This window comes from Paenibacillus rhizoryzae, from assembly GCF_059686995.1.
Genome location: NZ_JCAALT010000004.1, coordinates 494,034 through 510,931 on the forward strand (window position 1 = coordinate 494,034; position 16,898 = coordinate 510,931).

General features: G+C 53.3%; 10 protein-coding genes. 3 read left to right on the forward strand and 7 right to left on the reverse strand.

Going from position 1 to position 16,898, the window contains the following annotated elements; genetic code table 11:
- Positions 1-70 precede the first annotated feature (70 nt).
- Both AC6ESO_RS14715 and AC6ESO_RS14720 read left to right on the forward strand, forming a co-directional pair.
- Positions 71-460 (forward strand): cupredoxin domain-containing protein, encoded by a 390-nt coding sequence (locus tag AC6ESO_RS14715; RefSeq protein ID WP_497091990.1) that lies wholly within the window; start codon positions 71-73, stop codon positions 458-460.
- Positions 461-712: 252 nt separating this feature from the next.
- Positions 713-1,393 carry an SDR family NAD(P)-dependent oxidoreductase gene (locus AC6ESO_RS14720; RefSeq protein ID WP_497091991.1) on the forward strand — a complete coding sequence of 227 codons (681 nt, stop codon included), beginning with the start codon at positions 713-715 and terminating at the stop codon, positions 1,391-1,393.
- A gap of 77 nt (positions 1,394-1,470) precedes the next feature.
- On the opposite strand, the gene AC6ESO_RS14725 is transcribed toward AC6ESO_RS14720, so the two are convergent.
- The 7 genes from AC6ESO_RS14725 to AC6ESO_RS14755 form a co-directional block, all read right to left on the reverse strand.
- Positions 1,471-5,280 (reverse strand): hypothetical protein, encoded by a 3,810-nt coding sequence (locus AC6ESO_RS14725; RefSeq protein WP_497091992.1) that lies wholly within the window; start codon positions 5,278-5,280, stop codon positions 1,471-1,473.
- 199 nt (positions 5,281-5,479) lie between these two features.
- Complete coding sequence (gene pheT / locus AC6ESO_RS14730) at positions 5,480-7,924, reverse strand: phenylalanine--tRNA ligase subunit beta (protein WP_497091993.1); 2,445 nt, start codon at positions 7,922-7,924, stop codon at positions 5,480-5,482.
- A gap of 19 nt (positions 7,925-7,943) precedes the next feature.
- Entirely contained in the window at positions 7,944-8,975 is a 1,032-nt protein-coding gene (gene pheS, locus AC6ESO_RS14735) for a phenylalanine--tRNA ligase subunit alpha (protein ID WP_497092148.1), read from the reverse strand.
- A gap of 1,007 nt (positions 8,976-9,982) precedes the next feature.
- Positions 9,983-10,768 carry a YcnI family copper-binding membrane protein gene (locus tag AC6ESO_RS14740; RefSeq protein WP_497091994.1) on the reverse strand — a complete coding sequence of 262 codons (786 nt, stop codon included), beginning with the start codon at positions 10,766-10,768 and terminating at the stop codon, positions 9,983-9,985.
- 119 nt (positions 10,769-10,887) lie between these two features.
- The gene (locus AC6ESO_RS14745) at positions 10,888-11,547 is read right to left on the reverse strand and encodes a response regulator (RefSeq protein WP_497092149.1); all 660 of its coding nucleotides are present in this window, start codon (positions 11,545-11,547) and stop codon (positions 10,888-10,890) included.
- A 61-nt stretch (positions 11,548-11,608) separates the two neighbouring features.
- Positions 11,609-12,469, reverse strand: coding sequence for a sensor histidine kinase (locus tag AC6ESO_RS14750; protein ID WP_497091995.1), 861 nt, complete (start codon positions 12,467-12,469; stop codon positions 11,609-11,611).
- 20 nt (positions 12,470-12,489) lie between these two features.
- On the reverse strand, positions 12,490-14,142 hold the full coding sequence (locus tag AC6ESO_RS14755; protein WP_497091996.1) for a copper resistance CopC/CopD family protein: 1,653 nt from the start codon (positions 14,140-14,142) through the stop codon (positions 12,490-12,492).
- Between the two features lie 446 nt (positions 14,143-14,588).
- Between AC6ESO_RS14755 and AC6ESO_RS14760 the strand changes: the two genes are divergently transcribed.
- Positions 14,589-16,814: a ribonucleoside-diphosphate reductase subunit alpha gene (locus tag AC6ESO_RS14760; protein ID WP_494821916.1), complete on the forward strand. Its 2,226-nt coding sequence runs from the start codon at positions 14,589-14,591 to the stop codon at positions 16,812-16,814.
- Positions 16,815-16,898: the final 84 nt, after the last annotated feature.

The window sequence follows — 16,898 nt, forward strand, 5'->3', positions numbered from 1 at the left end:
GTAATTTGTTTCCGGTAACGGTATACTAGAGGAGTTCATAACCATCCGATTCTTGAAGGAGCGTTCTCTAGTGAAAAAATTACTGCTCATGTCCTTTATGCTTGTTGCAGCCGTACTTGTCTTAGCCGCATGCGGTTCGAAAAGTTCCGACACTAACAATGCAGGTTCCGGCGTTGAAGAAACCGGTACAGCTGCTTCTGCAAGCATCGTAATCAAAGCTTCGCGTTTCGAGTTTGATCAGCCGGTTTATAAGATCAAGAAAGGCGAACCGACTGAAATTACGCTGGAATCCGAAGACGGCGTTCACAACATGGAAGTGCCCGACCTGAATAACCTAACGGTTAACAGCGGTAAACCGAAAGTCGTCACCATTAATGATGCAGGGGAATACGAATTCCATTGCGATATTATGTGCGGCACCGGCCATTCCAAAATGATTGCCAAAATCGTCGTCGAGTAGACCAGCTACGCTTAGCTAATTGCAAGAATAACCCGTCCAGGATGCGCTGGACGGGTTATTTTGTATTCCTGCGTATTCTAATAATTAATACACTTCATCAGGAATCCTAATGAAGGTTATTTTTAGAGCAGCTTTGAAGCATATATCGGTTTCACAGTGAGCAACATATAAAAAAGACTTATAACTCAGCTATTCCACCTGCTTATGTTGTTTGCTACGATGTTTGCAACGATAACGAAGAGGGTGGACTACATGAGAACAGTGGATGGACGAGTAGTACTGATAACAGGTGCGGGCACAGGTCTTGGCCGGGCAACGGCGATCGATTTTGCGCGTGAAGGGGCTCAAGTTGTACTCCTAGGACGGCGCCAAGGAAAGCTGGAGGAAACTGCCGCTCTCATCGAGGAAGTCCGTCCAGGCAGCAATGCTCTTGTTATTGCTTGTGATATTGCGAGCGGCGTGGCTGTGCAAGCTGCTGTCAGTCAAGCGATAGCGACGTTTGGCCGTGTAGATATTCTGATTAACAACGCTGCTGCTTTAGAGCCCGGACGAGTCATCGAGCTCACTTCCGAGGAATGGGCGACTCAAATCAGCATTAACCTGACAGGACCTTTTCTTATGACCAATGCCGTGCTGCCTTCCATGCGTCAAGCGCGTTATGGCCGAATCATTAACATCACTTCAGGCTTAGCCTCAAACGGAGCCGGCGGATACGCCGCATACAGTGCTTCCAAAGCGGGCTTGGAGTCACTCACGCGTACTACGGCGGACGAGGAGCAGGAATACGGCATTCTCGTGAATGCCTTTAATCCCGGAACCATCCGTTCCGAGATGCATGCAACCGGCAAGGACCCGCATCAAGTGACAGGTGATCTGCTTCGTTTGGCCGCATTGCCTGCCGATGGGGCGACAGGAGCAATTGTTGTTTATTAATGAAAAAGAGGGCTGTGCTGCTCGCGGGTTTCGTAGTGAAACCGGCGTACAGCATAGCCCTCTTCTTCTCTCTTCGACTAGCTGTCAGCGAGAAGTTCAATCCATTCATTGTACTCCGTCTGAAGCTTCGAGTATTCAATCTTGAGCTTACCATGCTCAATCTGAAGCTGGTCATGGGTCGCTTGCAGCTCATTAGCTGAGGCAAGAGACGCTTCCAGCTCTTCAAGCCTTAAGCTAATCTGCTTGGCTTGTGTCTTCGCCTTCTCTGCTTCTTCCTCCGTCAAGAGGAGCTGCTCCAGTAAGCCTGCTTCCGCTTCGGCATGTGCCGCAGCTTGCTGTTTGGCAAGCGTAATCTCCGAATCAGCTGCATGCACTTGATCCATCAGCTTCACATTGGCTTCGTCCGCGATCCGCTCCGCTTCAGCCATCTGCTGCCGTGCCTCGCGCATCAAGTCCGCCGCGCGATCTTCCGCCGCCTGCAGACGTTCGGCAAGCTGCTCGTTACGACCCTCTAGCTGTTTCGCTTCGCGCATAATACGCTCATGCTGCTCTTCCAGCATCAATTGCCCCAGCTGGCTTTCTTCCATTGCCTGCTGCGCTGCCTTCAGTTCGCTGCGCAGTACATCCAGCTGCTCTTCCTGCTGCTGAAGCGCTGCGCTGCGGCGGCTTTCCTTCTGCTGCTGATCGGCTAGCCACTGCTCCGCTTGTTCAGCTCTGCTCTCATGTTCACGCAGCTCTTGTTCAAGTCGTGCCACCTTGGAACGAAGCGCTTCGCCCTCTTCTGCCGCTTCCAGCTCAAGCAGCTCGGCCTTCTCTTGCTCCTCGGCAAGCTGATCTTGCATCGAGCGAAGCTCCTTGCGCATTTCGGCAAGCTGAGCAGCGAGCTCATCGCGCTCTTGCTGCCATGCACTCTCGCGGTTCTGCTGCTCCGCTTGGAGCGAGAGATAGCGGCTTTCCGCTTCTAAACGGCTAGCTTCAAGCTCTCGCTTGTAGGCTGCCGTGATGGAAGCCGCTTCCGCTTCGCCTTCTTGAATCGCCTGATCAAGCAGCAGCTGTGCGGTAGCTCGCTCTTGCTCGAGCAGTGCAGCTGCATTAGCTTGCTCCCGCTCCAAGAACGCGGCTGCTTCCGCTTGCGCCTGTTCGAGCTCTTCGCGAGCAGCTTGGCTCTGTTGTACCAGCTTCGCCTCAGTTGCAGCGGCGTGCTCCGCGGCACGCTCGGCCTCGCCGCGCATCCGTTCTAAGCGCTCGCGAGCAACCTGTCGAATGCGTTCCACATCGGCCTCCGCAGCGATACGCACCTGCTCGATCCGAGCTTGCATTTCCAATCTTGTCTCTTCCAGCTGCCCGGCCGCCGCTTCTGCGGTTGCTTCCTGCAGTGACCGTTCTTTCTGCAGCTCTTCTTGATGAATGGCATGCAGCTGTTTAAGCTCAACTGCCGTATATTCCCGCTCCTGGTCAAGCTCTGCTTGCGCGGCTTCACGCACTTGCTCCAGCTGCGCTTCCATGGCGAACTTCGTGCGCTCCAGCTCTTCGCGCGCTTCGATAACGGCAAGCGACTGTGCTTCAACTTCCAGCTCCAGCGTAAGCTGCAGCTCTTCAAGCTCAAAGCGATGTGAGTCGCGTAATTGAGCAAGCTTCGCTTCTGCGGCTTCACGTTCAGCAAGCAGGTGTGCTTCTGCGGCTGCATGCTCACTTACCAGCTTCGCTTCCACTGCTTCTAGCTCACTAGCCAGCTTCGCAACTGCTGCATCGCGTTCAGCAAGCAGGTGTGCTTCTGCGGCTGCGTGCTCACTTGCCAGCTTCGCTTCCACTGCTTCAAGTTCGCTAGCCAGTGCAGCTGCTGCTGACTCACGTTCAGCTTGCAGATTCGCTTCTGCGGCTGCGCGCTCACTTGCCAGCTTCGCTTCCACTGCTTCGAGTTCGCTAGTCAGCACGGCTTCCATTGCTTCAAGTTCACTGGCCAGCTTAGCTGCGGCTGCCTCGCGTTCAGCTTGCAGATTCGCTTCTGCGGCTGCGCGCTCACTTGCCAGCTTCGCTTCCACTGCCTCGAGATCGCTAGTCAGCGCGGCTTCCATTGCTTCAAGTTCACTGGCCAGCTTAGCTGCGGCTGCCTCGCGTTCAGCTTGCAGATTCGCCTCTGCGGCTGCGCGCTCACTTGCCAGTTTCGCTTCTGCCGCTTGAATCGTTTGCTCCATCCGGCCTTGCAATGTCGAGCTGACCAGCTCCAGCTCTTCATGAGCTGCTTCCTGCTCACGATCGAACTCTTCCTGCAATTGCTCAAGTGCTTTGCGCGATTCTGCTCTAACTGCTTCCAGTTCGGCTGCGAGCTCTGTGCTTACGCGCTCCAACTCCGCTTGTGAAGCGGCTAGCTCACTTTCACGTTCAGCGGTGAGTTCCACCCAAACCCGCTCAAGCTCTGCTTGCGATGCATCCAGTTCACGTGCATGCTGCGCTTCCAGCTCTGTTCTCACGTGCGTAAACTCAGCGCGTGCCGCTTCCAGCTCACTTGTTAATTTCGCTGCCCATTCCGCAGTCACGCGTGTAAGTTCCTCTTGCGCTGCTTCCTGCTCAAACGAAATCTCTGCCTGAAGTTCCGCTCTTGTACGTTCAAGCTCCTCCAGAGAAGCGACTTGCTCGCTTTCTAGTTTAGCGGTCAATTCCTGTTGAACTCGGGCCAGCTCCGACTGAGCAGCAGCTTGCTCGCTTTCTAGTTTCGCGCTCAGCTCCTGATGAATACGAGCCAGCTCCGCTTGGGCTGCTGCTTGCTCACTATCCAGCTTCGCAGTCAGTTCCTGCTGAACTCGTTCCAGCTCTGCTTGAGCTGCGACTTGCTCGCTTTCACGCTCTTCTTGCAGTAAAGCCAGCTCGAAACGCGCTGTCTCTTGTATTTCATCGCGTTCAGCAACTAGCTCCGCTCTTAAACGCTCCAGCTCAGCACGCGCTTCCGCTTGCCCACGCGCAAGCTCCGCTTTCAATCGCTCGATCTCCGCTCGCGAAGCCTCTTGCTCGCTTTCGCGCTCCGCCTGCACGCGCAATTGCTCCGCCTGCGCGGCTTCCTGCTCGCTCGCCAGCTTCGCTTCCGCTGCGCTGATCGCTTGCTCCAAGCGCCCCTGCAGCATCGCGCTTGTCTGCTCCAGCTCCTCGCGCGCCGCCTCGATCGCCGCTTCCGCCTCTTCCTGCTCCGCGACTAGCGCTGCCTCCGCACTCGCTCGCTCCGCGACTAGCGCCGCTTCCGCATCCGCTCGCACCGCGGCCAGCGTCGCCTCCGCACTTGCTCGCTCCGCGGCCAGCGCCGCCTCCGCATCCGCTCGCACCGCGGCCAGCGTCGCCTCCGCACTCGCTCGCTCCGCGGCAAGCGCCGTCTCCGCACTCGCTCGCTCCGCGACTAGCGCCGCCTCCGCATCCGCTCGCACCGCGGCCAGCGCCGCTTCCGCGCTCGCTCGCTCCGCAGCCAGCGCCGCCTCCGCGCTCGCTCGTTCCGCCTCCAGCGTCGCTTCCGCACTCGCCAGCGCTGCCACCAGCGCCGCCTCCGCACTCGCCAGCGCCGCATCCGAGCTCACCCGCTCAGCGTCGAGCTGACCGTGCAGCGTATCCACGATCAGCTTAACCTGCTCCAGCTCCGCTACGGCCGCTTTACGGCGCTCCTCGGTTTCGTGCATCCGTTCATTTTCGACGCGCAATCTAAAAACATCTTCAGCCATATGTACTGCAGCAAGCATAGCGATCTTAGGCACATCCAGTCGTGGATAGCCCTTAGCCAGCTTATTCATATTCTCGTCAACAAGCGCTGCAATGCGCTTGATATAGTCAGGGTTATTGTGACCAGCTAATTTGAATTGGTTTCCAAATATATCAACAGTTACACGTGTCCGATCGGCAGCGTTCATGAGGGCATGTCCTCCTATAGGTTCAAGGGTGAAAAATGAGTTCAATGCGACAATCGTTGCCTTCTTCCACTTCTAAAGCATTCCGGGCAAGCCTTGCTGTACAAGCTTTTCCATGCCGATAATCCAGCAAAATAGAATAAAGCCGCACCGAGATTTGTTCGCAAGGAACTAATTCGATGCGGCAAAGGTCAACTCCTGCCTATTTACGCAATTCCGCTGCAAAAGATTGTTCCAATTTTGTTACAACCTCTGCATGACGCTCTGTTACTTCTTCATCCGTCAAAGTACGCTCCGCATGACGGTATACGAGTGAAAGCGCGACGCTCTTCTTATCAGCGCCCAGCTTCTCTCCGGTAAAGATATCAAAGATACGAACCGACTCCAGCAACGCGCCTGCTGTCTCTTGAACGGCATCGATCAGCTTGCCTGCCGCCACGTCGCGGCTGAGCACGACTGCGATATCACGTTCCATAGCCGGGTAACGAGGCAGAGCCTTATATACGATGTCAAAATCAGCAGCGGCATAAAGCGGTGCCAGCTCGATTTCGAGCACATACGTATCAGCCAGATCATGATCAATCTGAGTAGTCGGATGCAATTGACCCAAGTAACCAATGGTTTGTGCGCCACGTTCGCCTTGGAATACAACCGCTGCCGTGCGACCCGGGTGCATATGCTCCGGCTGAGCTGCTTCATAACTAATCGAGCCGCTAACGCCCAGCACTTCTGCCAACGTTTCGAGAATGCCTTTCAGATCGTAGAAATCATAAGCTTCTGCTTTACGGTTCCATTCCGTAACATTCCGGTTGCCTGTGAGCAAGATGGCAAGGCGGTGCTTCTCGTGAGGCAAACGAGTAAGTGCCTCTTCATCCGTATGGAAGACGCTCCCGATCTCGAAGATCGCTACATCGTCGTTTTTACGATTCCGGTTGTACGCGGCAGTTTCCAGCAATTGCGGAAGCAGGCTGGTACGCAATACACTGCGGTCCTCGCTCATTGGAAGCGCCAATCGAACAGGGAACAAATCCGCTCCAGCCAGAGCCGGGAACAGCTTCGTCCGATCCGGATGGGTGAAGGAATAGCTGATTACCTCGTGAAGGCCGGCATCCGTCAGACGTTTGCGCAGCTCGCGGCGAATGGCCTGCGGCTTCGTCAATGCCCCCGGTGTTGCAGCGCCTTCGATTGCCGTCGTCGGGATATTGTCATAACCGAACAACCGCGCAACCTCTTCGATCAAATCGACATCGCGTGTGATATCGCCGCGTCTGGATGGAACACTTACAGTAAATACCCCATCAGTCGACAATTCAAACGGGAATTGCAGACGGCCAAAAATCGTTTCGATTTCGAGCTTCGCGAGTTCTGTTCCGAGGTAACGGTTGATTTTGCCGATGGATACGCTGATTACCGCATCTTTCGGCTGTTCGGTCAGTTCTTCCACGATGCCTTCAAGCACGTGGCCGCTTGCATATTTCGCCATTAGCGAAGCCGCGCGATCTAGTGCCGGAACAACGCGAGCCGGGTCAACGCCCTTCTCGAAACGCACGCTCGATTCCGAACGCAGGCCGACTTGACGCGAAGTTTTGCGAATCGTACCGCCATCAAAGCGAGCCGATTCCAGCAAAATATTTACAGTCGAAGCGGTTACTTCCGAGTTTGCGCCGCCCATAACGCCTGCAAGCGCCAACGGCTCTTGACCATTCGTGATAACCAGCATATGCGGCTCAAGCTTACGGTCTTGACCGTCAAGCGTAGTCAACACTTCGCCTTCGTTAGCCATACGTACAACGATACGTCCGCCTTGAACTTTATCCGCATCAAAAGCATGCAGCGGTTGGCCATACTCCAGCATGACGAAGTTCGTGATATCAACTACGTTGCTGATCGGACGAATGCCGGCAGCCATCAGACGATTCTGCATCCACTGCGGCGAAGGACCGATTTTCACACCTGAAATATAACGCGCCGAGTAGTGCGAGCATTGTTCCTTCGCTTCGATGCGAACCGATACATGAGCAGAAGCTTGCTCCACCGAATCGTTCACACGGTTATCCGGCAGCTTTACGCTGCGGCCCGTCAACGCACCGATTTCATAGGCAACGCCGAGCATGCTCAGGCAGTCCGAACGGTTTGGCGTTAGATCAAGCTCCAGTACCTCATCGTCGATACCGAGCACATCCAGAATGGAAGCACCGATCGGCGTACCTTCCGGCAGCACGAGGATACCTTCTTGTTGTTCTTTAGGCAGAAGCTTCTCGTTAAGGCCAAGCTCCTTCGCGGAACAGATCATGCCTTGGGATTCAACCCCGCGCAGCTTTGCACGTTTAATCGCAAAATCCCCTGGCAATACAGCGCCGATCGTCGCAACCGGAACCAGCTGACCTGCAGCTACGTTCTTTGCGCCGCACACGATTTGCAGCACTTCCGGGCCGCCTACATCGAGCGTACAAACGCTCAGTTTATCAGCATCGGGATGCTTTTCGCGTGTCAGCACATGGCCGACAACTACACCTGTAACCCCTTTATTGCGGGACTCAACGACATCGATTTCAATGCCTCCGCTTGTCATGAGCTCTGCCAGCTGATCGCCGGTATAGCCGTTTAACTCGATATATTCGCTCAACCATTTATAAGATACGTTCATAATAGTAGTCGCCTCCTTCTCACATTCGGACAAACTGGCTTAGGAAGCGCAGATCGTTCGTATAAAAATGACGGATGTCATCGATGCCGTATTTCAGCAGTGCAATACGTTCTACGCCCATACCGAAAGCGAAGCCGCTGACTTCATTCGGATCGTAGCCGCCCATCTCAAGCACGCGCGGGTGAACCATGCCGCAGCCCAGAATCTCGAGCCAGCCGGTTTGCTTACACATCCGGCAGCCGTGGCCGCCGCATTGTACGCAAGTTACGTCAACTTCTGCGCTTGGCTCCGTGAACGGGAAGAAGCTTGGACGAAGACGGATTTGCGCTTGTTTGCCGAACATCAGCTGTACGAATTGAAGCAAGGTGCCTTTAAGATCGCTCATGCGGATGTTAGGTCCGATGACAAGTCCTTCGATTTGATTGAACTGGAACGAATGCGTCGCATCGTCATCATCTCGGCGGTACACCTTGCCCGGGCAAATGACTTTAACCGGTTTGCCATTCATGGCTTTCATGGTGCGAACCTGAACCGGCGAAGTGTGCGTACGCATAAGAATATCGTCCGTCACATAGAACGAATCTTGCATATCGCGAGCAGGGTGATCCTTCGGCAGGTTCAGCGCTTCAAAGTTGTAGTAGTCGGATTCGACCTCTGGACCTTCCGCGATCGTGTAACCGAGACCGATGAACACATCCTCGATTTCTTGCGCTACTTTATTCAAAGGATGAACCGCACCAGCGGATTGCTTCTTACCCGGCAGTGTCACGTCGATCGTTTCCGCGCGAAGACGGTTCGCCGTTTCAGCTTGCTGGAACACGGCTTGCTTGGTTTCAATGACTTCTTCAATCGCGGCGCGTACTTCATTACCGACTTGCCCGATCACCGGACGCTCTTCAGCACTCAGGGAACCCATGCCGCGGAGAATTTCCGTCAGCGCGCCTTTCTTGCCTAGGTATTTAACACGCAGATCATTCAATTGCTGCGGTCCGTCAACCTGCTGCAGCTCCTGCAGCGCCTCGGCCCGCAATGCTTCTAAACGCTCTTTCATTCCATCCAGCCCCTTCTTTAACCAAATAACCTTACTCATGTTTACAGATGTTACTCCCATTTCTGAAAACAAAAAAACGGCTCCTTCTCCCCGTAAGGGACGAAAGAACCGTGTTACCACCCTAATTCAAACTGCCGCAGCCTAGTAGTAGGCGGGGCAATTCCTCAAAGTCCGAATATCGGCCGGAACCCGGTACTCCCTACCTTGTGCGGCCTTAGGAGCCGTACACCTTCAAGAGTCTGCTCGGAAGCGAACTTCGGCAGCCTGATTTCCTAAAGACGCTCTCAATCTGCGGCGTCTTCTCCCTGTTAAGAAAGCACTGCGTACTCTTCTTCCTCATCGCGTTAACGTATATAACACCTATTATACAAAGTTTTCATACCCTTTCGCAAGGGCGGATTGCCCTCCTTGCGTTCAAGCTTTCACGCAAACCTCCGAGAGCCGAAAAGCACCCTTCCATCCCTGCACTAACCTTGGTTCCCCCTCGGTTGATGCCGAGAGTCGAATTTCACGGCTCTCAGGGGCAAAAGCGCCTACTTTCTGTGCTGAGAGTCGGAAAATCCGTCTCTCAATCACCAAACTAACTCGATTTCTCCCTCTATCGCAGCTGAGTGTTCGTTTTCGAAACTCTCAGTAGCAAAACCGCCGGCTTTCCGTGCCGAGAGTTCAATTTCGGAACTCTCAGCCACTAAACTAACCCCGTTTCTCTTTCTGCCACAGCTGAGCGTTCGTTTTCGAGACTCTCAACAGCAAAACCGCCGGCTTTCCGTGCCGAGAGTTCAATTTCGGGACTCTCAGTCACTAATCTCACACCCATAATTTCACCGCTCAGTATCGGGTACTCCACTCACTAGTAGCAGTATAGCCAGACTCTAAGAGGTTGAGCCACTTCGTAAGCGGCATATCCGCTTTCGGCTCCCATTCGGCGGTTCAACTACCATGAGAGCCGGCGCACAAAAATAGGCGGACTCACAGGCCGCTTGCGCGCCTTTGAGTCCGCCCTATTCTTAATTACGCTGTCTCTTACGAGAAACCGCGACACCAAACGCTGCTGCCGCCAGTGCTACTGCGACGATCGACAGCGTACGGTTCAGTTGATCCGAGCCGCTGTCAGCTTTTTCGTCTGTAGCATTTTCTTGCGCATCTGCAGCGCTGTTATCTGCCGCAGGTGCTGTTTCCGGCGTACCTGCATTTGCTGAGGCATCCGTCGTTGATGTGTTGCCCGTGCCTTCCGTACCCGAAGACGTTCCCGCATTCGGTTCTGAGCCTACGGAAGCATCGCTGCCGCCGCCGTGGCTATGTCCGTCACCTTCGCCGGAAGCCGCCGTCACCGTCGTTACCGATGCCGGATAATCCGCACCGTCACCGCCGACCCACTCCACAAGGGAGTTGTCGCTGTAGGTTTGGTACGCTTTCCAGACCAGCTGCTTCGCGTCATCCGCCACTTTGCCCGACACGCGGAAATCCGTAAATTCGGTTTGGCTCAATCCATCGCCTTCTGCTGTCCATGTCACAGTAGTAATCGCTTTGGTGTCCGAATTGCGCTCAAGCTCGTATTTCCAGCCTGCTTTCGGCTCGACCCGGCTAACTTTCACGCCATCCGGCACTTTCACTTTGACAACCTTCGTCGTCACGTTTTCCTTCTCGCTCGGCACGCGAACGGAGAACACCTCATAGCTGCCTTGTGCCGCTTCACTCGGCTGTACGGTGACATGAGCGCTCGCGATTCCTGCAAACAGGAACATCGAGAGCAGCGTCGTGCTTAGTACAGACCATTTCTTCATCTTCATCATTGGGGCATCCTCCTGCTCGAATCATATAAAAGCAGTATAGCCTAGATAAGGCCGACTGCCATGACTCGTTCGAGCTATACGATTGTTACAAGTTTATGTCTGGGCTTGTCAGTTACGTGCTACTCCTTGGCAAGCCCCTTCTCCAGCGCGTACCGGGTGAGCTGAACCCGATTCTCAAGATGCAGCTTTTGCAAAATATTTTTCAAATGATTTTTTACCGTATGCTCGGAAATGCCGAAGCTCTCCGCAATTTGCCGGTTGGACCCGCCGAACGCCACTCGCTCCAACACCTCGCGTTCCCGCTGCGTTAACGCCGTGTGCGCTGCACCTTGCTCCGACACCACGGCATTGTCGCTCCGCGCGACCTCAGCGGCAGCAGCTTTCCCGCCGCCTGCCTGACCCGAACTTCCCCCGTTAAACTCCTGCAGCATGCGAAAAGCAAGCTCTTTGGACAATGGCGCTTCATCTACGGCGACAGCACGCAAATACTCCAGCCATGCCGATGGCGACAGATTCTTCAGCAGATAGCCCTGCGCCCCGCGTTTGATCGCTTCGAACAGGTCGGAAATATCGTCCGAAACGGTCACCATGATGATCTTGATGCGCGGATCGATCGTCTTGATGCGCTGCGTCGCTTCCATGCCGTTCATCACCGGCATATTGATGTCCATCAGCACCAAATCCGGCACCAGTGACGCCGCAAGCATGACCGCCTGCTCCCCATTCGACGCTTCTCCTACTATTGTAAAGGAAGCGTCGCCGCTGAGGATGTCGCGCATCCCTTCCCGTCCGTGCGGATGGTCGTCGACAATTAGCACCGTTATCTGTGTTTCGCTCACGTCAGCGCTCCGCCTCCTTCTTCACTTCAACAATAGTGCCCTTAGCGGGAAGCTCGTCTTCTGCAGCTCTAACCCGCACTTGAAACTGCCAGCCCATCGACTTGGCACGATCCTGCATCATCCGAATGCCGTACCGCCCCTTTGCCATGAGCTGAGCCGGCTCAGCGCCTATCCCGTCATCCTCGATAGTGCAGCGAAAACCGCTTCCGCCACTCGAGTCAGGCAACGCATGCACCGCCAACCATGTGGCATTCGCATGCTTGCGCACATTCAGCATCGCCTCGCGAACGATTGCGAGCAGCTCCACCTTCTCCTTGCTGCTTAGTTTCCCTTCGGACAGCTGCCAATTCAGTTCCACCACAAGACCGCCGCGCCGCAACTCCTCGGCCATTTCCCGAACCGCCTGCATCCACTGCACGTCGGTTTTGGAAGGCTCGCTGCGAAGCGAAGCGATCGACTGCCGCACATCTTCATAGACATGCCGCACCGTGCGGCGGAGCTGCTGCGCCGTCTCCATTACCGCTTCATTATCCTTCGCCTGCTCCAGCCTATCCAGCTTCACGGACAAAAGGAAGAGCGACTGCGAGATACCGTCATGCAGCTCCCGGGCAAGCTGCTCTCGTTCCATGAAAGCGGCCTTAGCCGCTTTCGCCTGCTGCAGCGACTCGTTAGTGGACTCCAGCATGCGAAATAACTTAATTAAAAGCGTAGCTGTTACCGTCATTACGATCACCGGAGCAAGCGCATTGCCGAGATCCATCGAAACGTAAGGCAGTAGAAAGGTATGCCGCAAATATTCCCACAGCGCGATCGTTAAGGTCGGCGTCCACAAAATGAACCATTTTATTCGGTTATAAGTCATTTTGCCACCTTCCGCCTCTATTAATAATTCCGGAACTCAACCTTCTGCACTTGCTCGTTATCGTCTTTATCCAACACGCGAATCTCGGCCTGCCAACGGCCTGCGAATGGTACGAATGGGCCTTCTGCTTTGTATGCAGCCTTTACGTAGCCGTCAAAGGAAGTAATTTCAGTATCTTCGAAAAGCTCAATCGGCACCTGAATCGGGCCGAGCTCCTTCTTCTGATTCAGTGCATACAAGCGCATTGTAACGGATTTCGGCGCGCCTACCGCATCCGGCAGCCATACCTTCACGATAAACTGGTTATCGCCCGGCTTATTCGGCGTTACGCGCAGGGACAGATGCATGGTGTCACCCATTTTGTGATAAACGACCGGTTCATTCGCCGGCAGCGGACTTATATAGGTAAAGAGTGCGGCCGCCACTATGATCAGCGCCATCAGCCCGGCATCTATCCGAAGCAGCACGTTTGTCGGCAGATCGCCTCTGCGTACACGTAGATGAAGAATGCCGCCAACGATTAACACGAGCAGAACAAGTCCTGTTTTGACCAGTAAGATCGTTCCCCATGCCGTGTAGAACAGGTAGGCAAGTGAAGGCAGGAACAGCAGCGTCATGCCAATTCCCGACAGGATAAGAAGTGCAAGCGACAGCAGCGCCGCTCTGGAGAACAAGACGGCGAAACGTCCGGCTTCCTTGCGATCCACCTGCCAAAGTACACCTAGCAGGATCAATCCGCCTACCCAGATCGCAGCAGCAGCCAAATGGACGAAATCAAACATGACCGAAGCGATTTTCGGAGAGAAAACCGCTGCATGACCGCTCCAGCTCTCAAGGGCAAGAATAAGTAATGCCCAAATGGTCTTCAAAATGGCAGGGAAACGGACGATGATAAATCCTAGGAGTACAAGGACCAGCAGCGCGATCCATTCGCGTCCGATGTTCGTCTGCAAGAAGAGCTTGCTGTATTCATCTCTCGGATAACCGGTCAATATCTCACGGGCATGGACAAAAATATACACAAGCGAACCAACCAGCAGTGTCCGCATCGCGATCTGTTCCCATTTTCGCTGCATGTCGGGCAGCAGTTTGCCGCGACCTCGCGTCAGCAATGGCCATAGCATGAGTCCCGCTGCCCAGAGCAGCGAACCATAATAAACGATACGGGCTGCGTAAATAATAAATTGTCCTGTCGTCAGCTGCGTAGAGGCGCTGTGTCCTTCGTGACCGAGCTCCTTGTGGGGATCAAATGTGGCTGCATCCACCCCCTCCTGAGGATTTCCTACAATAAAGACGTAAGATCCGCTAATGGGATGGCCGTCCTCGGAAATGACAGAATAAGACACGGTGTACACGCCTTCGCCAAGCGATGGAAGCGGCAGTGACAGCGAAGTATGATCCTTGCTTGCTTGCGCGCTTTCGCTCGTAACAGGTCGTGATTTGGAATCGAGTACTTCTATGGAGCCTACTTTAGCTTCGATGGATTCGTTAAAACGCAGCTCAACCGTCTTCGGGCTTTGCTCATATTTGAAGTTAGCCTCTGGTGTGGAGCGTTCAAGCTCAGCGTGTGCGGAAGCCAAGCCCGGGATGCCGATCAGGAGGAGGCACATCCAGATGCACAGGACGATGGCTTGAATTGCGGAATGGGATTTATATCGAATACGGCGGTTCATGATGTCGTGTAGTCACGTCCTCTCTTTATATATGAACAATAAACTCAGAATAAGTGTACTAAAGCTGATGGGCGAACACCAACGAAAAATCCAAACGTTGTTTGAACATCTTTTCACGGTTGGGAACGGCCCATCTTTATCCCTATTATTGTCACCACACAGCCCCTACAGTTAGTGCTATAATTAGTGTCCGCAATTAATATAGTACTCACTTTTTTATATTAGCTTCGTTTATAGAATTAGCTGTCCCGATCGGTAATAAATGCCGCAGCCGTACGTTTTCATGGGCTTTTCAACCCCTCAAAACAGCAGTAACGGCAAGGCCAGTTGTCGAATAGTATAACTTGACAGCCACTATATATTGGTGTAATTTAGGGTAGTACTAACAACATATTGTGTATAAGAGGTTGTCAGACGACATCCTTCGACAAGGAGTGGCTCTGCTCGTGGATATTATTAAGAGGAACGGTCAGAAAGAAGAATTGATTTTTTCAAAGCTTAAGAAAGTTATTGATTTCTCGTGTGTCGGCTATAACGACTGCGATCCGCTTGAGCTAGAAACTGCTTTGCTTCCTTATTTCCGCAACAACATTACAACCAAAGAAATTCAGCGTACACTCACACAGGTTGCGGTAGAAAAAACAAGCATCGAACAGCCGAACTGGCAGTACGTTGCAGCCAAACTTCTTGTGTACGATCTTTATAAAGAATCTGCAATCAATCGCAAATACGGCTATTTCGGCTACGGAGACTTCTACTCGCTGATTACGTATTTGACAGACAAAGGGCTTTACGGGAGCTACATATTAGAGTATTACACCCGTGATGAAATCCGTGAGCTCGGCAACTACATCGTGCCTGAACGCGACTACTTGTTCAACTACATCGGCCTCAAAACACTTGCAGACCGCTACTTGATCAAGAGCTTCAGCGGCGACGTGCTTGAGCTTCCACAAGAATTGTTCATGGGCGTAGCGATGCATCTGGCTATGAAAGAAGATGACAAGCTCGCTTGGGCACGCAAGTTCTACGATGTGCTCAGCCGTCTTCAAATGACAGTTGCTACTCCTACACTTGCAAATGCACGTAAACCGTTCCACCAGCTTTCCAGCTGCTTTATCGATACAGTGCCAGATAACCTGTGGGGCATCTACAACGTAGACTCCAGCTTCGCGCAAGTATCCAAATTCGGCGGCGGCATGGGTATCTACATCGGTAAAGTACGTAGCCGTGGCTCCAACATCCGCGGATACAAAGGCGTTGCCGGCGGCGTGGTGCCTTGGATCAAGAACTACAACAACACGGCGGTTGCCGTTGACCAGCTCGGCGTTCGTTCCGGCGCAGTCGCGGTTTACCTCGACGTATGGCATAAAGATATTTTCGACTTCCTTAATCTTAAAACAAACAACGGCGATGACCGGATGAAAGCACATGACATCTTCCCTGGTGTCTGCATTCCTGACTTGTTCATGCGCAAAGTACAAGAGCGTGACTCCTGGTTCCTGTTCGATCCTCACGAAGTACGCAGCTATATGGGCTGGGCACTTGAGGATTCATGGGGCGAAGAGTGGGAACGTCGTTACGAAGAGTGCGTGAACAACCCTGCGATCTCCCGCGATGAAGTACCGGCTATCGACATCATGAAGAAAATTCTTGCAAGCTCCTTTGAAACAGGCACACCATTCGTGTTCTACCGCGATACGGTAAACCGCGCGAACCCGAACAAACATAAAGGTATCATTTATTGTTCTAACCTTTGCACGGAAATTTGCCAGAACATGAGCCCGACTGAATATATCACAACCACTCATGAAGACGGCGTTATTACTACGCAAGTGAAAAGCGGCGACTATGTCGTGTGTAACCTCTCTTCCCTTAACCTTGGCCGTTCCAGAACGAAAGAGGAAATCGAAGAGGTTGTTACTTGCCAAATGCGGATGATGGATAACGTTATCGACCTTAACCACTACCCAATCCCGCAAGCGGAAATTACGAACCAGAAGTACCGTGCGGTCGGTCTTGGTACGAGCGGTTACCACCAATGGCTTGCCCTTAACGGCATTGCCTGGGAATCCGAAGAGCATTTGGATCGTGCTGACGAGCTATATGAGTGGATCAACTACTGCGCAATCAAAGCATCGATGGAAATCGCCAAAGAAAAAGGCGCTTACCGCGTATTTGAAGGCAGTGAATGGCACACGGGAGAATTTTTCGATTCCCGCGGTTATGATGCGCCGCACTGGCAGAAACTGAAGAAGGATGTAGCTGAGAACGGCGTCCGTAACGCATGGATGTTCGCGATTGCACCTACAGCCTCCACTTCCTTGATCGCCGGTTCCACTGCAGGTATTGACCCGATCTTCAACAAATTCTTCGTTGAAGAGAAGAAGAATGCGGTCATCCCGCAAACTGCGCCTAACCTGAACGAAGAAACGTTCTGGTTCTACAAAGAAGCGCATCACATCGATCAGCACTGGAGCATCCGCGCAGCGGGCCGCCGTCAGCGCCATATCGATCAAGCGCAATCGTTTAACCTGTACATTACGCCGGAATACACGGCGAAGGAATTTATGGATCTCTACATGGCAGCTTGGGAGAACGGCCTCAAAACCGTTTACTATTGCCGCAACAAGAGTTTGGAAGTTGAAGATTGCGTAAGCTGCAGCGCTTAAAGAGAATGTTGAAAAAACGTGCCCTGCGGGCAGTATGGGTCTCCAATCGCTGTTGCAGCCGGATTACTTTTTAACAATAAACCA